14 protein-coding genes are annotated in these 17,974 nt (G+C 70.0%); 7 read left to right on the top strand and 7 right to left on the bottom strand.

Annotated features, from left to right (window positions below; genetic code table 11):
• The first annotated feature begins 8 nt into the window (after positions 1-8).
• The 4 genes from FNH13_RS01360 (at position 9) to FNH13_RS01345 (ending at position 3,940) form a co-directional block, all read left to right on the top strand.
• A complete protein-coding gene (locus tag FNH13_RS01360) occupies positions 9-608 on the top strand; it encodes a Jag family protein (protein WP_165699936.1) in 600 nt (199 codons plus the stop codon).
• A 209-nt stretch (positions 609-817) separates the two neighbouring features.
• Positions 818-1,603: a 16S rRNA (guanine(527)-N(7))-methyltransferase RsmG gene (gene rsmG, locus FNH13_RS01355; RefSeq protein ID WP_228266524.1), complete on the top strand. Its 786-nt coding sequence runs from the start codon at positions 818-820 to the stop codon at positions 1,601-1,603.
• Between the two features lie 419 nt (positions 1,604-2,022).
• Complete coding sequence (locus tag FNH13_RS01350) at positions 2,023-2,898, top strand: ParA family protein (RefSeq protein ID WP_407669932.1); 876 nt, start codon at positions 2,023-2,025, stop codon at positions 2,896-2,898.
• Positions 2,891-3,940, top strand: a complete 1,050-nt coding sequence (locus FNH13_RS01345; RefSeq protein WP_143781794.1) for a ParB/RepB/Spo0J family partition protein — start codon at positions 2,891-2,893, stop codon at positions 3,938-3,940. The genes FNH13_RS01350 and FNH13_RS01345 overlap by 8 nt, the downstream gene beginning before the upstream one ends.
• Positions 3,941-4,050: 110 nt before the next feature.
• On the opposite strand, the gene trxA is transcribed toward FNH13_RS01345, so the two are convergent.
• The 7 genes from trxA to FNH13_RS01310 form a co-directional block, all read right to left on the bottom strand.
• Positions 4,051-4,374, bottom strand: coding sequence for a thioredoxin (trxA, locus tag FNH13_RS01340; protein WP_143781793.1), 324 nt, complete (start codon positions 4,372-4,374; stop codon positions 4,051-4,053).
• A gap of 84 nt (positions 4,375-4,458) precedes the next feature.
• The gene (trxB, locus tag FNH13_RS01335) at positions 4,459-5,463 is read right to left on the bottom strand and encodes a thioredoxin-disulfide reductase (RefSeq protein WP_143781792.1); all 1,005 of its coding nucleotides are present in this window, start codon (positions 5,461-5,463) and stop codon (positions 4,459-4,461) included.
• Positions 5,464-5,649: 186 nt separating this feature from the next.
• Complete coding sequence (locus FNH13_RS01330; RefSeq protein ID WP_143781791.1) at positions 5,650-6,579, bottom strand: hypothetical protein; 930 nt, start codon at positions 6,577-6,579, stop codon at positions 5,650-5,652.
• A gap of 118 nt (positions 6,580-6,697) precedes the next feature.
• Positions 6,698-7,234: an RNA polymerase sigma factor SigM gene (gene sigM, locus FNH13_RS01325; RefSeq protein ID WP_143781790.1), complete on the bottom strand. Its 537-nt coding sequence runs from the start codon at positions 7,232-7,234 to the stop codon at positions 6,698-6,700.
• A 49-nt stretch (positions 7,235-7,283) separates the two neighbouring features.
• A complete protein-coding gene (gene murJ, locus FNH13_RS01320; protein ID WP_143781789.1) occupies positions 7,284-11,099 on the bottom strand; it encodes a murein biosynthesis integral membrane protein MurJ in 3,816 nt (1,271 codons plus the stop codon).
• Positions 11,096-13,924: a DUF6049 family protein gene (locus tag FNH13_RS01315; protein ID WP_143781788.1), complete on the bottom strand. Its 2,829-nt coding sequence runs from the start codon at positions 13,922-13,924 to the stop codon at positions 11,096-11,098. Before FNH13_RS01315 ends, murJ begins: the two co-directional genes overlap by 4 nt.
• The gene (locus FNH13_RS01310; RefSeq protein ID WP_143781787.1) at positions 13,921-14,403 is read right to left on the bottom strand and encodes an NUDIX domain-containing protein; all 483 of its coding nucleotides are present in this window, start codon (positions 14,401-14,403) and stop codon (positions 13,921-13,923) included. Before FNH13_RS01310 ends, FNH13_RS01315 begins: the two co-directional genes overlap by 4 nt.
• A gap of 63 nt (positions 14,404-14,466) precedes the next feature.
• On the opposite strand from FNH13_RS01310, the gene FNH13_RS01305 reads away from it, so the two are divergent.
• The 3 genes from FNH13_RS01305 to FNH13_RS01295 all read left to right on the top strand — a co-directional run bounded on the left by FNH13_RS01305 (position 14,467) and on the right by FNH13_RS01295 (position 17,936).
• Positions 14,467-15,936 (top strand): CCA tRNA nucleotidyltransferase, encoded by a 1,470-nt coding sequence (locus FNH13_RS01305; RefSeq protein ID WP_228266522.1) that lies wholly within the window; start codon positions 14,467-14,469, stop codon positions 15,934-15,936.
• Positions 15,937-16,034: 98 nt separating this feature from the next.
• Complete coding sequence (locus FNH13_RS01300) at positions 16,035-16,706, top strand: YdeI/OmpD-associated family protein (RefSeq protein ID WP_143781785.1); 672 nt, start codon at positions 16,035-16,037, stop codon at positions 16,704-16,706.
• 171 nt (positions 16,707-16,877) lie between these two features.
• Entirely contained in the window at positions 16,878-17,936 is a 1,059-nt protein-coding gene (locus FNH13_RS01295; RefSeq protein WP_456093880.1) for a quinone oxidoreductase family protein, read from the top strand.
• Positions 17,937-17,974: the final 38 nt, after the last annotated feature.

Here is a 17,974-nt window from a genome sequence, read left to right as displayed (position 1 = left end):
GAGCTTTGGTGACTACCGAACCCATCACGCAGCAGACCGCTGAGACACCGGAGGGCGTGGCAACTCCCACGACCGAGGACAGCCCCGAGACGACCACAGAGAGCAGTGCTCTCCAGCAGGGTGGTTCGTCGACCCGCAAGGAGGCCCTGGAGCACGAGGGCGAGATTGCCGCCGACTTCCTGGAGACCCTCCTGGACATCGCCGACCTGGACGGGGACCTCGAGGTCAACGTCGAGGGCGACCGTGCCGCGGTGGCGATCGTCGACTCCGAGGACGGCCCGGCGCCCAAGAAGTTGGTGGGCTCCGGAGCTGCGGTCCTGGAGGCGCTTCAGGAGTTGACCCGCCTTGCCGTCCAGGCCGAGACCGGCGACCGCAGCCGGCTCATGCTGGACATTGCCGGTCACCGGGCCGGTCGGCGCGCGGAGCTGGTGACCCTGGCACGGCGCACCTGCGAGACGGTCAAGAACTCCGGGGAGCAGGCGGAGCTCGAGGCGATGTCCGCGTTCGAGCGCAAGGTGGTGCACGACGAGGTCCTCGCAGCTGGTCTGATCTCCGAGTCCGAAGGCACCGAGCCGAATCGTTACGTGGTCATCCTGCCCCAGGACTGATGCGCACGGTGCTCCCTGCGAGCGTCACGTCCGAGCGCGGTGCGCACGGACCACACCGGCCCACTCCCGTCCGCGGGGGTGGGCCGCTGTCGTGGTGGGGGTGTCCGGAGCTGCCTGCCGAACCTGGCAGACTAGGGCGCTGCCGCTCAGTGTCGTGCCTCAGGCACGCCCTGATGGCAGGATCCCCGAGACCAATGAGGACGTTTCACGTGAAACACGATGACAGCGAGCAGCCGGGCCTCCCGGACCGTCCGCCACCGGTTGCCAGCGAGATCTTCGGCAACCGGCTCCCGATCGCGGAGCAGTTCGCCCAGATCCTGGCGGACACCGGCGTCAGCCACGGCCTCATCGGACCGCGCGAGACTCCCCGCCTGTGGGATCGTCACCTGCTCAACTGTGGAGTCGTGGAGGCTGTCCTGCCACACCGCACCCGGCTGGTCGACGTGGGGTCGGGCGCAGGGCTGCCGGGACTCGTCCTGGCCATCGCCCGGCCGGACCTCGATGTCGTGCTGGTCGAGCCGATGCTCCGCCGGACCACCTGGCTGCAGAGCACGGTCGACGAGCTCGGCCTCGGCAATGTCCAGGTCCTGCGCGGTCGGGCCCAGGACTTCTGGGGCAAGCTGCGGGCGCCGGTGGTTACCGCCCGCGCGGTCGCTCGTCTCGGCGAGCTCTCAGCGTGGTGTCTGCCGCTGCTCGAGGCCGAGGGACGACTGCTCGCCCTCAAGGGAGCCACGGCGGAGCGCGAGCTCGCCGAGGATGAGCCTGAGTTGCGGCGCGCCGGCGCCACGAGTGGTCGGCTCATTGTCCTCGGCGAGGACTCACTGCCCGAGCCCACGCGACTCGTGGAGGTCACCGTCGGCTCGGTCCCCGTCAAACCGACGGAGTCGGCCGTGCGGCGGTCGTCGTCCGGACCGGGACGCACCCGCGGCACCAAGAAGGGCGCTCAGTCCTCACCCCGGCGTGGGTCCACAGAGCGGCAAGCCAGCGGGGGATGATGTCAGAGATGAAGACTTTGAACCTCAGGAACCCGGTCGCTCGATCAGACGCGCGACGTTCCACGGCCGTCGGCTGGCCACCAACTGAGGGTGGGTCGTTGGACTCCTGGGGCACGCCGACACCCGTGGGGTGGTCCACTCCGGGGCGGCGTGGCGAGAACGCGACTGTTTCACGAGAAACAGGGCCCGAGGAGACCGCACACAACGACCGTGCTGCACGTGAGACCGCGGGGGTCGAGCGGACCCCGCAGGATGACGTTGTTTCACGTGAAAAGGTGCCCAAGCAAACTGCCTGGGAAGACGTGGTTTCACGTGAAACGCACTCCGAGGGGCCTCAGGCCGATGACACGGCCACCCGTGCAACGGCGGCACCCACTGATGCGCAGGTTTCACGTGAAACACCGTCCGCTGTCCCCGCAATGACCGAGCGTGACGCCCAGTTGGACCCAACTCGCTCTCCGCAGCTGCCCCGGCCCCGCGAGACGCGGGTGCTCACTGTCGCCAACCAGAAGGGCGGCGTGGGTAAGACCACGACCACCGTCAACATGGCGGCGGCACTCAGCCAGCAGGGACTGCGCGTCCTGGTGATTGACATGGACCCGCAGGGAAATGCCAGCACTGCTCTTGGGATCCCGCACGCGGGCGACACGGCGGGCGTCTATGACGTGCTCATCGATGGCACCTCCCTGGCTGAGGTGGTGCACGAGAGTCCCTCGCTGCCGGGTCTGTGGTGCGCCCCGGCGACCGTGGACCTGGCCGGTGCCGAGATCGAGCTGGTGCCGATGGTGGCCCGCGAGGGCCGGCTGCGCAAGGCTGTCCGTGCCTTCCTGCGGGCCGAAGAGGAGGCGGGAGCACGCTTCGACTACGTCTTCATCGACTGCCCACCGAGCCTGGGTCTGCTCACGATCAACTCGTTCGTGGCGGGGTCCGAGGTGCTGATCCCCATCCAGTGTGAGTACTACGCGCTGGAGGGCCTCAGCCAGCTCCTCACCAATATTGACCTGATCAAGGAGCACCTCAACCCAGAGCTCCAGGTCTCCCACATCCTGCTGACCATGTATGACGGCCGCACCAGGCTGTCCTCCCAGGTCGCCGACGAGGTGCGCACCCACTTCACGAGCACTGTCCTGAGGACCTCCATCCCGCGGTCGGTCCGCATTAGCGAGGCTCCCAGCCACGGAGAGACCGTCATGACCTATGACCCCATCAGCAGCGGTGCCCTGTGCTATCTGGAGGCCGCCAAGGAAGTCGCCCGATCCCCTCGGGCAGGAGAGGAAGGCAGCACCCATGAGTGACCGGCGACGAGGACTGGGCCGAGGACTAGGAGCGCTGATCCCGCCCGCTCCGACGGGCGTCGACCGGCCCAGTGACGTCTTCTTTCCGCGGCAGACCCATCAGCAGGTTGAGCCGGGGACCGCCACGGCACTGCTGGAGACCGAGGTCTCCAGTGAGCCTGACACCGCCTTGGGGACCCCTGACATCCCATCGGGTGCTGACGATCAGACGGCCGCGCCCATGTCTCCGGAGCCGGCCCTGGCGCCGGTCCCGGGTGCTCGCTTTGCGGAGATCCCGGTAGCGGACATCGTGCCCAACCGTAGGCAGCCACGGCAGGTCTTTGACGAGGATGACCTCGCAGAGCTCGAGCACAGCATCCGCGAGATCGGAGTCCTGCAACCCGTCGTAGTCCGCTCTGCAGCAACGGGATACGAGCTCATTATGGGCGAGCGGCGGCTGCGCGCAGCCACGATGGCCGGCCTGACATCGATCCCTGCCATCGTGCGGGACACCGACGACGAGGCCATGCTGCGCGACGCCCTGTTGGAGAACCTGCACCGGGCGCAGCTCAACCCGCTGGAGGAGGCTGCTGCCTATCAGCAGCTCCTGGAGGACTTCGCCTGCACCCACGAGGAGCTGGCGTCCCGCATCGGCCGATCACGACCGCAGATCAGCAACACGCTGCGACTGCTCAAGCTGCCACCACTGGTGCAGCGCCGCGTCGCAGCCGGCGTGCTCAGCTCCGGTCACGCCCGTGCTCTCCTGGGCCTGCCGGACGGCGCGGCGATGGAGCGGCTCGCTCAGCGCATCGTGGCCGAGGGCCTGTCGGTGCGCTCCGTGGAGGAGATCGTGCTCCTGGGTGAGGGTGGTGAGGGTCCCGGACCACGCTCCCGAGCAGTCCGGGAGCCGCAGCCTGAGCTCGAGGAGCACGCAGCACGCCTGGCGGACCGGTTGGACACCCGGGTAGCCATCTCGATGGGCAAGCGCAAGGGCAAGGTCACCGTGGAGTTCGCCTCGCTGGAGGACCTCGACCGGATCCTGGACCTGCTGGCCACGTCCTGACCGTCGGTCCCGCTTCCTTCGGGGGCGGCTGGGCGGGACACGCAACGGCCCCGGACCATCATGGTCCGGGGCCGTCGTCGTCGGTGCTGGTCTGCACCAGGGGGTGAGGATCAGCCGAGGTAGTTCTCCAGCTCGCGCACCAGCTTCTGCTTGGGCAGTGCACCGACCAGGGTCTTGACGACCTCACCGTCGACATAGACATTCATCGTGGGGATGCCGGTGATGCCGTAGCGGCCGGTCACCTGCGGGTTGTCGTCGGTGTTGAGCTTGACGACCTGGATCTTGTCGCCATACTCCTCGGACAGCTCCTCCAGGATCGGAGCCACCATCTTGCACGGGCCGCACCACGGGGCCCAGAAGTCCACCAGGACAGGGGTGGACTGGTCGAGGACGTCGGCCTGGAAGTCAGCGTCTGTGGTGTGCTTGGTAGCCATGGGTTTCCTCCATCGTGGATGAGCGGTCGCTCGTGTGTGGCGAGGCTTGGTTGTCGAATTCAGTTGTGGCAGTTGATGTCTGGGTCAGCTGACGAGCGCGGGAACGCCCTGCTGGGCGTCCAGAGCGGCCAGGAAACGCTCGGCGTCGAGAGCCGCTGAGCACCCCGTGCCAGCGGCGGTGACTGCCTGACGATAGGTGTGGTCGACGAGGTCGCCACAGGCAAAGACGCCAGGCACGTTGGTCTGGGTGGAGCGGCCCTCGACGAGCACATAGCCCTCTGCGTCGAGCGCGACCTGCTCGGTGATCAGCTCGTTGCGGGGGTCATGACCGATCGCCACGAAGACGGCCGCGAACGGGACGTCCTGCTCAGCGCCCGTGACGGTGTCGCGCAGGGTGACGCCGGTCAGCTTGGGGTCTCCGTGCAGCGCGGTCACCTCGCTGTTCCACGTGAAACGGATCTTGGGGTCGTTCTGGGCGCGCTCGGCCATGATCTTGGAGGCGCGCAGCTCGTCGCGACGGTGGATGACCGTGACTGAGCGGGCAAAACGGGTCAGGAAGGTCGCCTCCTCCATCGCGGAGTCGCCACCACCGACCACGGCGATGTCCTGGTCCCGGAAAAAGGCACCGTCACAGGTGGCGCACCACGACAGACCGTGGCCGGACAGTCGCTTCTCGTCGGGGAGGCCGAGCTCGCGATAGGCCGATCCCATGGCGAGGATGACGGAGCGTGCCCGGTGCACCTGTCCGCTGGCGTCCGTGACCTCCTTGACGGGACCGGTCAGGTCGAGAGACACGACGTCGTCGCGCACCAGCTCGGCACCAAAGCGCTCCGCCTGGCCACGCATCGCAAACATCAGGTCTGGGCCCATGATGCCGTTCTCGAAGCCGGGGAAGTTCTCCACGTCGGTAGTGTTCATCAGCGCGCCACCAGCGGTCACCGCACCCTCGAACAGCAACGGCTCGAGGTTGGCACGGGCAGCATAGACCGCCGCCGTATAGCCCGCCGGACCGGATCCGACGATGATGACATCACGCAGGGCCCCATCGGCTGGACCGGGCAAGGGTGACTCCTCGGGAATCGTGATCATGCAGGCATCTCCAGGAAGCGTCGTCGGCTGTCGGTGCCCACCTGGGGTGGCCACCATCGTTCATCACAACCGATCCTACGTGCCCGATGTTCCCTGAGCCGACTCCGAGCAGGAGCGGCTGCGTGTGGAGCAGGCTCGGCGTGGGAGCGACTCACGCGGTGAGCCGATGCCCGTCTCGAGTGCTGCTCAGCGCGGGAGGGTGAGCGGGCCGGAGAGGACCTCGTCGCAGTCAGGGCTCACGACCCAGGCGGTGGTGCTCTCGGCCTGCTCGGTGACCAGCAGGACGGCTGGGGTGTCGTCCCAGTTGGCGTCGGAGAGCAGCAGCTGCTGGGCGTCCGTGATGTCCAGCCCGTGGGCGGTGACGCACTCCAGGGCGTCCCGGCTCGTCCAGCTCGAGGTGCCGGGCTCGGGCTCAGCAGCAACCCAGCTGCTCACCTGCCCGCCCCACCCGGTCGTGCTCAGCGCAATGGTGCCGTCGGCGGTGAGCACGCGGAGCGCCTCAGAGTCGCCATGCACCTGCGCTGTGCTGCCGTCCTGTGCGCCGGGGTCGTCGGGACTACCACCGTCGACCGCAGCATCACCAGCGTCGGTGGGTGCGGGCTCGGCGACTGCTCCGGGTGGCACTTCGGCGGCATCCTCCTGGTCCCGCTGAGGTGCCTCGTCCCGGTCGGCGATGCCCGCGTCGCCGCCGGCCTCGGCCGAGTCAGCAGCCGGCACCTGCGCCGAGACCCCGGCGTCGCCATTGCCGTCGATCAGCTGGTTCACCGACAAGGTGGCGACCATCGCGACCGCGGCAGCCCCGCCGAGCCACAGCACGGTGCGTCCGGGACGGCGGCGCTGGCGCTCGGCATCCAGGGACACGACAGAGCCATGATCTGAGCGGCCTTCCCCGAGGGGGTCATCGCTGGTGTCGGGTGTGGCAGGACCCCCGGGATAGCTGCTGGCGGCGCCGGCTGAGCGGCGCTGCTGCTCCAACTCCAGGCTCTGGACGATCCGGGCCATCAGCTCGTCGGGCATCGGGCCTGGATCTGGGAGACCGGCGAGCAGGGAGCGGACACCCGTGGGGTCCTGGTCGTCGGGCTGGTTCAGGTCAGGATCGGGACGCGATCCAGTCACGGGGACCTCCTCACGGGTGTGTCGATGCGCTTCTGCGGGTGGCTCTGTCCATCAGCTCCACGGGTGTATGACGCATGGCCGGCTCCGGAGGTTCCCTGGCAGTTTGACCGGTGCGTCGTCATGCCGGTTCCAGCAGTTGGGCCATGGCTGCGCGTCCGCGGGCACAGCGAGACTTCACGGTTCCCTCGGCCACCTCCAGGATCTGCGCGGCCTCCGCCACGCTCAGCCCGTGCATATCCACCAGCACCAGGGCCATCTTCTGCCCCTCGGGGAGCTGCTCCAGCGCCTCCCGGACGTCGAGGCGGACCTCGACGCTGCGGTGATAGTCGCGCTGCTCGACGGGGTCGTGGTCGGCGATGTCTGCGGTGGGCTTGATCCGTCGCAGCCGGTCGAGGCACGCGTTGACGACGATCCGGTGGAGCCAGGTCGTCACGGCGGCATCGCCACGGAAGGAGTCGGCGCGCCGGAAGGCGTTGATGAAGCCGTCCTGCACTGCGTCGGCGGCAATCTCCGGGTCACGCGAGGTGCGGAGGGCCACGGCCCACATCCGGTCCTTGTGCCGACGGAACAACTCTCCGAAGGCCTCGGCGTCACCGTCCTTGTGCAGGTTGAGCAGCTCGTGGTCGGTGCGCTCAGCCAGGTCGACGGTCACCACAGGGCTCTCCCGACCCGACTCGGTGGGTGCCCCCACGGCATACGGTCACTCATGAGCGTGCGCTCACCTCGGCAACCCGGACGATCTCCCCGTTGGGACCGGCCCACGCACGGTCAAAGTAGATCACGATGTAACGACCCTCGACCGGCTCGTCGGCCGTGACCACCCACTCCTCGGAGGCGGAGTCTGAGGTGCCGATGGCCGTGCCGGTGGTGTCTGGGCTATCGCCGACATAGACCGTGGCGCCGTAGTCCCCGTCCGGGAAGGTGACGGTCACCTCGGTGATCGGCTGGGTCTCGCCGGTGTCGATGACCAGGCCGACGCCGTCCTTCAGCCCGCCCCAGTTCGGGACCAGATAGGTGAAGGTGTTCCACCAGGTCTCCGGGTCACCGTCGATGGCGCGGGCCGTCAGATCCGGCTTCTCCTCGCTGCCGTTGCTGTCAAAGTCGCTGGCGCCGACAAGGCTGATCTCCGCGCCGGGCTCCGGTGCGGCGGTCGTCTCATCGTCGTCGCTGGTCTGGGTCGGCTCGTCGGTCGGGGACTCCGACGGCGCGGTGGTGGGCAGCGGTCGCTGGGCCTCACCGTCGTCCGTGTCGTCCCCGAGGTTGCTGAAGACGGAGTATGCCGCGAAGACCGCCGCGAGCACCAGCACACCCACGATCAGGAGCACGACCCAGCTCTGACCTCGCCCGCCGTCGCGCTCGCGGATGCCGGGGGGCAGGCCGCGGTCCGGGCGTTGCTCATAACGCTCGTCGAGACCGATCTCGTCGTCGCCCTGGTAGGACGTGGTCCCGACCGGGAACTGCTCCGCGTGCACAGGGTCGTCCGAGTGATCATCGGCGCGCTCGTGACCCTCGTCTGCGCCTGCGGCAACGGGACTGCGCAGGTCAGAGCCCTGGGCGGCCGCTGCGGCACCGATGGCAGCGGCGCCGGCCGCCCCTCCGGCGGCGGTGCCCCCGCGCGGAGTGCCACTTGAGTCCTGCGGTCGCGCGAAGCCCTGACCGCCGGTGCCGGATCCCGCCGAGGAGGCCGCCACGATCTCGGAGGCCCACGGGGCGAGCTGACGGGCCAGCTCTCCGGGGGTCTGCGGACCCTCGGTCGGGTCATAGTCCAGGCCGAGCATCTGAACGCACAGCGCGTCGAGGTCACCCGGCACCTCCCGAGCCGTGTCGGAGGGGGCCGGCAGCGACCCGTCCGCGCGGCGCTGGGCCGAGGGCAGACCGTCGATCTCGTCACCGGGCCACTGGGCCGTCAGCCCGGTGTAGAGCAGGGCGACCAGGTCGGCGGTGTCGATCACGGAGGCCGCTCTGGCCTCGATGTCGTCGGTCTGCTCGATCGCGGCGGTGACCCCCACCCCGGAGACCTTGATGCTGCCGTCCCGGGTGCGCAGCACGGAGTGGGGATTGAGATAGAGGTGGTGGAGGCCTCGGCGTCGCGCGGACTCCATGCCCACGGCTGCCTCACCGACCAGCCGGCGGGCCTCCTCGGCGGGCAGGGGTCCGTCCACGGTCAGCGAGGCCAGGGACTCGGCGTCGGGCAGGCCTTCCTCGACGATCCAGCAGTAGCCGTTCTCCTCCCCGACATCCAGCACGCGCACCAGACGGGGGTCGTCGACCCCGGCTGTGCGCCGCGCGCCGTCCAGCACCGCGTGCGCCAGGATCGCGCGGTCGCCGGTGGACGGGAGCAGCGTCACCGCGACGAGTCGCTCCAGAGTGGTGTCCTGGGCGGACCAGTACTCCAGCACGTCGCCGCGTTGAGCCAGAAGCTCCTCGAGCGCATAACGGCGCCCCAGCATCGTGCCCGGTTCCAGACCCATACCCCACACCTCCCAGTCCTGTCCATACCCTGCTCCGCCCAATCCTAGGGCCGGACCGGCGCTGGTCCATGCGGAGGAGCCCTGCTCAGCGTGCCGGAGGTCCTCGTATGCCGTCTGCCAGCCCGTGTCATCCTCACCAGGGGAGTCGTCCTGGGTGCGCCGCGCTGTGCTGCCGGCCTCCTGCTCGTCGGTTCCTCGTGGCCCGTGGTGCTCGTGCTCGAGGTCGCCGAGGTGGGTGGTGTCCCCGCCCTCATCGCTCTTCCCGCCGTGCGCGCGGGTGTCGGAGTCCGCGTGGCGGCCGCTGTCGTGGTGCTCGCTGTCGCGGTGCTCGCTGTCGTGGTGCTCGTTGTCGCGGTGGCGCGGGCGGTCGGCCACCGCCGCCGGTGCCTTGGGGCCGCGACCCAGTCGGCGGAGCAGGGGTGCGGCTGCCTCGGCGAGTTCGGTGACCCCGGCCTTGTGCGCCACCAGGCCATAGACCAGGAAGAACACCGGGCCCCCGACGAAGAGCATGACCGCAGCGGCCACCTTGCCGTCGAGCAGTTCCCGGGTGGCCAGGACGATCAGCAGCAGCACGATCCCGGCGATGACTGTCGCGAGGGTGATCCGCAGATAGCTGTGCAGGACATCCTTGAGCGGCAGGCGACCCAGACGCTTGCGGACCCACAACAGGCCCAGCACCGCGGCCACGGCCTGACCCAGGGTCTGGGAGAAGCCCACTCCGATGGCGGTCTGTGTGGCGGGCAGGGTCGCGGACACCAGGATGCCGGCGATCGACACGGTGGTGATGACCACTTGCATGCGGAACGGGGTCCACCCGTCCTGGAAGGCGTGGAAGATGCGTCCCGAGAGGATGTACACGGCATACGGCGCCAGCCCGATCACCATCGCCATGGTCACCCAGGCGGTCGCGATCGTCTCCTCCCAGGTGTTGTTGAAGAACAAGATGCTGGTCATGGCCGGGGCCAGGAGGAACAGACCAACGCTGATCGGCACCATGGCGACGCCGAGCAGCCGCAGGCCGTGGCGGTACTGCGCCCCCAGGGACCTCAGGTCCTCGGCGTGGGCGGACCGCGACATCTGGGTGAACATGGCGGTGATCAGGGAGGTCGCGATCAGGCTGTGCGGCAGGATGTAGATGAGGAAGGCGTTCTCATAGAGGATCTTGCCCGGCGCGGACCCGTCCAGGGCGCTGGCCCGGTTGAGCACGTTGGTCGACAGCCACATCCCCGCCTGGGAGACCCCGATGATCGCCAGCATCCACATGGCCATCCGCGACGCCGCGCCCAGACCGACCCCGCGGAATCCCCAGCGGGGGCGATAGCGGAAGCCGGAGCGCCAGGTGGGCACGATGAGCACGCCGGCCTGGACCGCGACGCCGAGCGTCGCGGTGCCGGCCAGCAGCCAGATCATGTCCGGCGTCCACTCCCCGGGGCCGATCGTGCGGGCCTGCGGGTAGAGCGCCATGAAGAGCACGATCCCGGCGATCGCCACGATGTTGTTGGCGACCGGCGCCCACATGTACCACCCCCACTTCTCGCGGGAGTTCAGGATCTGCCCGAGGAGGGTGTAGACGCCGTAGAAGAAGATCTGCGGCAGGCACAGGTAGGCGAAGGTGATGGCCAGGGCGAGCTGCTCCCCGGTCCAGGAGAGCGCATAGAGCTTGGTGAGCACGGCGGCCCCGGCAGTGAAGACCACCGTGATCAGGGCCAGCCCGGTCAGCGCCAGGGTGATCAGCCGGTCGGTGAAGTCCCGACCCCTCTCTGGGCTCATCGCCATCGCCCGGGTCAGGGCCGGCACGAGCACCACGTTGAGCACCCCGCCGGCCAGCAGGATGTAGATCGTGTTGGGCAGGGTGTTGGCGGTCTGCCACGCGTTGCCCGCCGGTGAGTTCAGGACACCGATCGCACCAGCGAGCAGCAGGACCCGGACCATGCCCAGCAGTCGGGACACAAAGGTCCCGGAGGCCATCAGCGCGCTGGCCCGAGCCAGGGATGCGGAGGAGTGACCACCCGAGGGCGGGGGTGTTGAGGTGGGGGGCTGGTCGCTCAAGGACTCTCCGTGTCGGGCCCGGGGGCCTCGACCTTCTGCTCGGACTGGCTGGATGGTGACCGGGGGCGCAGGGCACGCACCAGGCCGAGGACAAGGATGACACCTGCGACGCCGCCGAGCAGCCAGTAGATCCAGACCCCGGCCGGTCGGACGCGCACGGACGTCTCGGCCTCCTGGCCCACCGGCGTCCCGTTGGGGGTGCTCAGGGTGGTGCTCAGCGGGACCTCGCCGGCGGCGATCGCGCGCGCCCGGAACTGCACCGTGGCCCGTGACTCCGGTCCGATGGTGATCGGGTCGGGCTGCCCCAGGATCCGCAGTCGCGCGTTGCCGGGGGAGACCGTCATCTGCAGGTTGTCGATCTGCACGGGCAGGTCGTTGGTGACGGTGATCCGGATCAGGCCCTCGTCGGCAAAGAAGTTGATCGTGGTGGGGTTGATCGTCAGCCCGGTGAGGATCTCCCGTGCCAGCGCGACCACCCGGTCGACGGATGCCGACCAGCCCGCGGTGTCCTGACGCCAGCGCGTGGAGTACTGCCCGTCCAGCACGCGCCGCCAGGTGGCGTCCGCCTCCTCGCTGCCGGGCACGATCTCGGACGCGCCTGCCAGGGACTCCCTCGCCTCCTCGACCTGCGCGACCCGACCGGTCGTCAGCGGGCTGGGTCCGGGAGTTGTGTATGCCGTGAGGTTGCCCGGGGCGGGGACCCCGGCATCGGCTCTGGTGCTGTTGGTCCCGGTCCCGTCGCCCTCACCCGTCGGCGGCGGTGGCGGTGGCACCACGACCGCAGGAACGGCCTGGTCGCCGGCGTCTCTCGTGTCGAGGAGCTCACCCGCGCTCGTCTCGGCCAGCCAGGGTGCCCCGTGGGCTGCGCCGGTGAGCTCACGCAGGGTGTCGGCGTCCACGTGGGTGCCGCGCGGGATCGCCACCACCAGGGAACGGTCCTCGGCGGGACGCTGCTGATAGACGGCCATGGTCTCGGCGAGGAAGCGTTGGACGGAGCGGCCGTCCTGGTCAGGGGTGCCTGCCGCGGCCACCACACCGCTGAGTCTCTCGTCATAGCCGAGCAGCCGGGTGCCGCTGGCGTACGAGCGTGCCGCGGACCCGGTGAACGTCTCTCCTTCGATGCCCGAGGACGGCAGCAGGACGGCGGCCAGTGAGCCGTTGCGCAGGCCCGCAGCGCCGGTGGCGCCACCCGCCATGCGCCAGACGTCGGTCAGGGACGCCACCATGGCATCGTCAAGCTCGGTCGACACGGGCCACGCGATGTCCGTGCGGCCCGCGGCAACCAGGGGCTCGACCGGGGGACGGCCGACGAGGGCGGCGACGTCCTCGGTCTCGGCGCCGAGATCCAGCAGGGCACCGGTGTCCGGGTCAGCGACGGGCAGCCACCAGAGCCGCTGCTCCGGGACCTGGGCGATGAGGGCACTCAGGGCCAGGACGGCGGCCTCGGTCGTCGGGGGTGTCGGCGGCTCCACCGGCTCAGGGTCGCCGGTCGGTTCCCCACCCGAGGGATCCGCACCGCCGGTCGACGTGGCTGCGGCGTCGTCGGGTCCTGACGTGACTGCACCGGTCGGTTGTGCGGGGTCCTGCTCACCGGCGGGGTCTCCGGTTGTCCCCTCGCCCGCACCCTCGCCACCGCTCTCGAGGGCGTCCCCCTCGCTGTCGGTTGACTCAGGGTCGGTTGATGCAGGGTCGGTTGACTCAGGGTCGGTCGATGCAGAGTCGCTTAAGGCAGGGTCGGTTGATGTGCTGTCGGTTGATCCGGTGCCCGGCGCGGCCGGCGTGGGCTCAGAGCCGGTGCTTTCCGGTGGGTCCCCGGTCGCCTGGCCGGCAGGGGGGCTCACCGTGGCCGAGTCCTCCGACGGCTCGGACGTGGGGTCGGTGGGTGTGTCCTCCGGCTCGGTGGGTTCCTCCGTCTCCTCGCCCGGCAGTTGGACGGCTTCGGTGAGCGAGGCCACCGGGTCCAACGGTGTGAACACGGCAGGGTCGACGATGAAGGTGGCTGCCGTGTCGGATAGTCCGGCCAGCATCGCGACATTGGCAGAGTCGGGGCCGATGGCGGCCGACCACGCCTGGGCCCGCACCGTGTCGTCGGGGTCGACCAGGGCGGCCCCACCGGGCAGGGTCAACGGAGCGACCCAGGCGATGTCGATCGGGTTGAACTGGTCCGCGCCCACCGCCTGCCACGGCAGATAGGTGCGCAGTTCGGTGCCGGGCAGCACCTCACCGACCACCTCTGCGTCGTCCCCCGCGGCCTCGTCCCCGTCCCCCGCGGCCTCGTCCCCGTCACCCGCCGCGGAGCCCTCGGCCCCGACGGATCCCAGGACGGGCTCGGTCACCTCGATCCGCAGCGGCAGGGTGGCGAAGTCGAAACCCGGGTCGGCGGCACCGGCCGGCACCCGGGCGAAGAAGCGCACGACGGCTCCCGGCTCCAAGGCCGCGGAGATGCGGTCTTCGGCGAGCAGCACCGGGGTGTCCAGGCTGCCCTGTGTCGACCACTGACTGACGGCCTCGCGGGTGTCCAGACCACGCAGCGCCGTGCTGACCCGCACGCTGTGCACCCGTGCGGGGTCGGTGCCCACATTGCTCAGGGTTCCGGACACCACCACGTCGGTGCCGGGGCCGGCGATGGAGGGCGTCACCGCGTCCAGCCGGACCCGCAGCAGGGCCTCGTCCGTCGGCGCCGTCCGGGTCGAGGCTGCCCTCTCGTCGACCGACGCGTGGGTCGGACCAGCCGGGACAAAACACAGGGCGAGCACCACGGCATACGCCTGGATGAGAGACAGGAGCCCGCGCCTGGCAGGTGGCGCGGGATGAGCGAGCCTCACGCCGTCCCGGCCAGCCTGGCCCAGGCGACCTCGGCGATGCGGCGCTCGTTGGGGAAGGTCAGCACCCGGTGCGCCTCGGTCAGGGGGCACCAGATGGCGTCGAAGGCCTCCTGATCGGGGTCGCCCTCCACGGACAGCTCGCCGCCGGTGGCCTCGAGCAGATAGTGGTGCACCCGCTTGTGGATCCGGTGCTGCGGGGTGGAGAACCAGTAGTCCACCGTCCCCAGGGTCACCAGCACCCGACCCACGATGCCCGTCTCCTCAGCCACCTCCCGCTCGGCGGCCTCCTCGAGGGTCTCCCCGGGCTCCATGTGCCCCTTGGGCAGGCACCACTCGACCCGCCCGGCCCGGTTGCGGCGGGCGATGATGGCGATCCGCGCGGCACCCTCGTGGATGTCGATGATGACCCCGCCCGCCGACGTCTCCTGCACCGACGGCAGATGGTGCTGCCATCGTCGAGGAGGGGGGGCGGTGGTCATCTTGCTCACTCTAACGAGCCGGAGTCCGGTTGCGTGGTCTCACGGGCCGTAGGCTTGTCCCTCGTGTCCCCCACTGTCACCGAAGCCGAGCTGCTGGCCCAAGCGCTGCGCCAGCTGGAGCCCGTGCTGCCCCTGCTGACCGAGCTCGGTGGACGCTTCCAGGACGCCGGGCACGAGCTGGCTCTGGTGGGAGGTCCGGTCCGCGATGCCTTCCTGGGCCGTTCCTCGCCCGACCTGGACTTCACCACCTCTGCCGCCCCGGAGCAGATCGAGGCGGTCCTGGCCGGCTGGGCCGAGCAGACCTGGGACATCGGGCGGGAGTTCGGCACCATCGGTGCCCGCCACGGGGGCTGGACGGTGGAGATCACCACCTACCGCGCCGACGCCTACGACCCTGACTCCCGCAAGCCGGTCGTCGCGTTCGGCGACAACCTGCGCGATGACCTGGTGCGTCGGGACTTCACGGTCAACGCGATGGCCCTGCGCCTGCCCGAGCTGGTCTTCTTCGACCCGCACGAGGGTCTGGCAGACCTGGCCGCGGGGACCCTGACCACGCCGCACACGGCCGAGATCTCCTTCTCCGACGACCCGCTGCGGATGATGCGCGCGGCGCGGTTCAGCTCCCAGCTGGGGCTGCGGGTCACCGATGAGGTGCGCACCGCCATGACCGGTATGGCGGACCGCCTGTCGATCGTCTCCGCCGAGCGGGTGCGTGATGAGCTGAGCCGGTTGCTGCTCGGGGCGGACCCCCGGGCGGGACTGGAGCTGATGGTGCAGACCGGCCTCGCGGACAAGGTGGTGCCCGAGCTGCCGGCGCTCCAGCTGGAGATCGACGAGCACCACCGGCACAAGGACGTCTATCAGCACTCCCTCACCGTGCTGGAGCAGGCCATCGCGCTGGAGGACGAGCCGGGCGCCGAGGGTCCCGACACCGTCGTCGGCCCCGACCTGGTGCTGCGTCTGGCGGCGCTGCTGCACGACATCGGCAAGCCCGCCACCCGCCGGTTTGAGAAGGGCGGGGGCGTCAGTTTCCACCACCACGAGGTGGTCGGCGCCAAGCTCACGCGCGCCCGGCTGCGGTCGCTGCGCTATGACAAGGACACCGTCAAGGCGGTCACCCGGCTGGTCGAGCTGCACCTGCGCTTCCACGGCTATGGCACCGGCGAGTGGACCGACTCGGCCGTGCGGCGCTATGTCACCGACGCCGGTCCGCTCCTGGGGCACCTGCACAAGCTGACTCGGTCGGACTCGACGACCCGCAACCGGCGCAAGGCCGAGCGGCTCGCGCGCACCTATGACGATCTGGAGGATCGGATCGCTCGGCTGCGGGCCGAGGAGGAGCTGTCCGCCGTGCGTCCCGAGCTCAACGGCAACGAGATCGCCGAGGTACTGGGGATCTCCCCGGGGCCGGTGCTGGGCCGCGCCTACAAGCACCTGCTCGCGGTGCGCCTGGACCAGGGCCCGATCGGCCGCGAGGCCGCCGAAGCCGAGTTGCGGAGCTGGTGGGCGGAGCAACCCGAGGCCCAGGGCTGACTGGCGGTGCGGGCTGGACCGTCGGCGGTGATCGGCATACTGATGTCGACGGCGACTGGTGAGGTGGTGGCCACGACGCGGCGGTGGAAGGGACAGCGATGGTCGAGCACGGACGGATGGGCGGCACACCGGAGCGACCGGCACGCTTCTTCACCTCTGCCGCGGAGTTTGGCGCCTGGCTCGCCGAGCATCACGACTCCGAGACCGAGCTCTGGATGGGGCTGCACAAGAAGCACGTGCCCGACCAGGGTCTGACCTGGAAGGACGCGGTCCCAGAAGCGCTGTGCTGGGGCTGGATCGACTCCCTCGCCCAACGCATCGACGACGACTCCCGTCGGCAGCGATGGACGCCCCGCAAGCCCGGCAGCAACTGGAGTGCCGTCAACATCGCCCTGGTCGAGGAGCTGACCGCGCAGGGCCGGATGCAGCCGCCAGGCCTGGCGGTCTTCGAGGCCCGGCGCGAGGACTGCTCCGCCGTCTACTCCTACGAGAACCCGGACCGGGAGTTGCCCCCGGACTACGCCGCCCAGCTCGCCGCGTCCCCGGCCGCGACTGCCTTCTGGGAGCTGGCGACGGCGACCTACCGCAGGCTGGCCGTCACCTGGGTGCTCACCGCCAAGCAGGAGGTCACTCGGGATCGGCGGATGGGCCAACTCGTCAGCGACTGCGCCGACGGGCGACTCGTGCCCCCGCAGCGCTACGGCACAACCCCGAAGTGGGTCGAGCGGGCCGCGGCTGCTGCCGCGGCTGCCGCTGCTGCGCGACACTGATCCACAGCTGGCGCCGCTCACGGCTCTTCGAACCCTGCTCACCCGATCATTGGGGTGCAGAAGCGGTCACGGGTGACCGTTCGTGCACCCCAATCCGTGCGGAGGGCGAGCGGCGAGCGGAGGGCGGCGAGCGGGGTCCGTGGGCGATGCAGGCGGGAGGGGGTGCTGACGATGAGACCCGACCCCTCGGCATACTGGACGGCAGCCCATGACCCGCAGCGGGTTGACGGGCTACCCGACTACACGCAGGAGGCAGACGTGCGCGCAATGGTGGTCACGGAGCAGGGCGGTCCCGAGGTCTTGCAGGTCCAGGAGCGGGAGACGCCCGAGCCGGGCGATGGACAGGTCCGGGTCGACGTCGCGGCCGCCGGGGTGAACTTCGTCGACATCTATCAGCGGTCGGGCACCTACCCGATGGACACCCCGTTCGTCGCCGGGTCGGAGGGGGCCGGCACCGTCAGCGCGGTGGGTCCGGGTGTCACGGACGTCGCGGTGGGTGACCTGGTGGCCTGGGCGATGGTGCCCGGCACCGGCTATATGGAGCAGGCCGTCCTGGCCGCCGACCGGGTGATCCCGGTGCCGGACGGGGTGGGCGCCGAGCAGGCCGCGGCCGTGATGCTGCAGGGCATGACCGCGCACTACCTCGTCGAGTCGACCTTCCCTGCACAGGAGGGGCAGACCGCGCTGGTGCACGCGGCCGCGGGCGGCGTGGGTCTGCTGCTGTGCCAGATGCTGTCGGCCAAGGGAGTGCGGGTCATCGGCACCACGTCGACCCCCGAGAAGGCCGAGCTCGCGCGGGGGGCCGGCGCCGACGAGATCATCTTCTATCGCGAGCAGGACGTGGTGACCGAGGTGCGCCGGCTCACCGACGGGGCTGGCGTCGACGTCGTATATGACGGGGTGGGCAAGTCCACCTTCGACGCCGGGCTGGACGTGCTCAAGCCCCGCGGCATGATGGTGCTCTTCGGCGGATCCAGCGGGCCGGTGCCGCCGTTGGACCCGCAGGTGCTCAACGCCAAGGGGTCCCTCTTCCTGACTCGTCCGTCCCTGGCGCACTATGTCGCCGATCCTGCCGAGCTGCGGGAGCGGGCCGGTGCCGTCCTCGGGCAGGTCGCTGCCGGGACGCTGGACGTGCGGATCGGTGGGCGCTATCCGCTCGAGGATGCCGCCGCGGCCCAGACCGATCTCGAGTCCGGCACGACGACGGGCAAGTTGGTCCTGCTGCCCTGACCCGACAGCACGACCTGCCCTGACCCGCAGCTCGGCCG

The sequence above is a fragment of the Ornithinimicrobium ciconiae genome (assembly GCF_007197575.1).
GTDB classification, from domain to species: Bacteria; Actinomycetota; Actinomycetes; order Actinomycetales; family Dermatophilaceae; genus Ornithinicoccus; species Ornithinicoccus ciconiae.
Note: the sequence above shows the minus strand (reverse complement) of the source record. Positions and strands in the feature narration are given on the sequence as shown.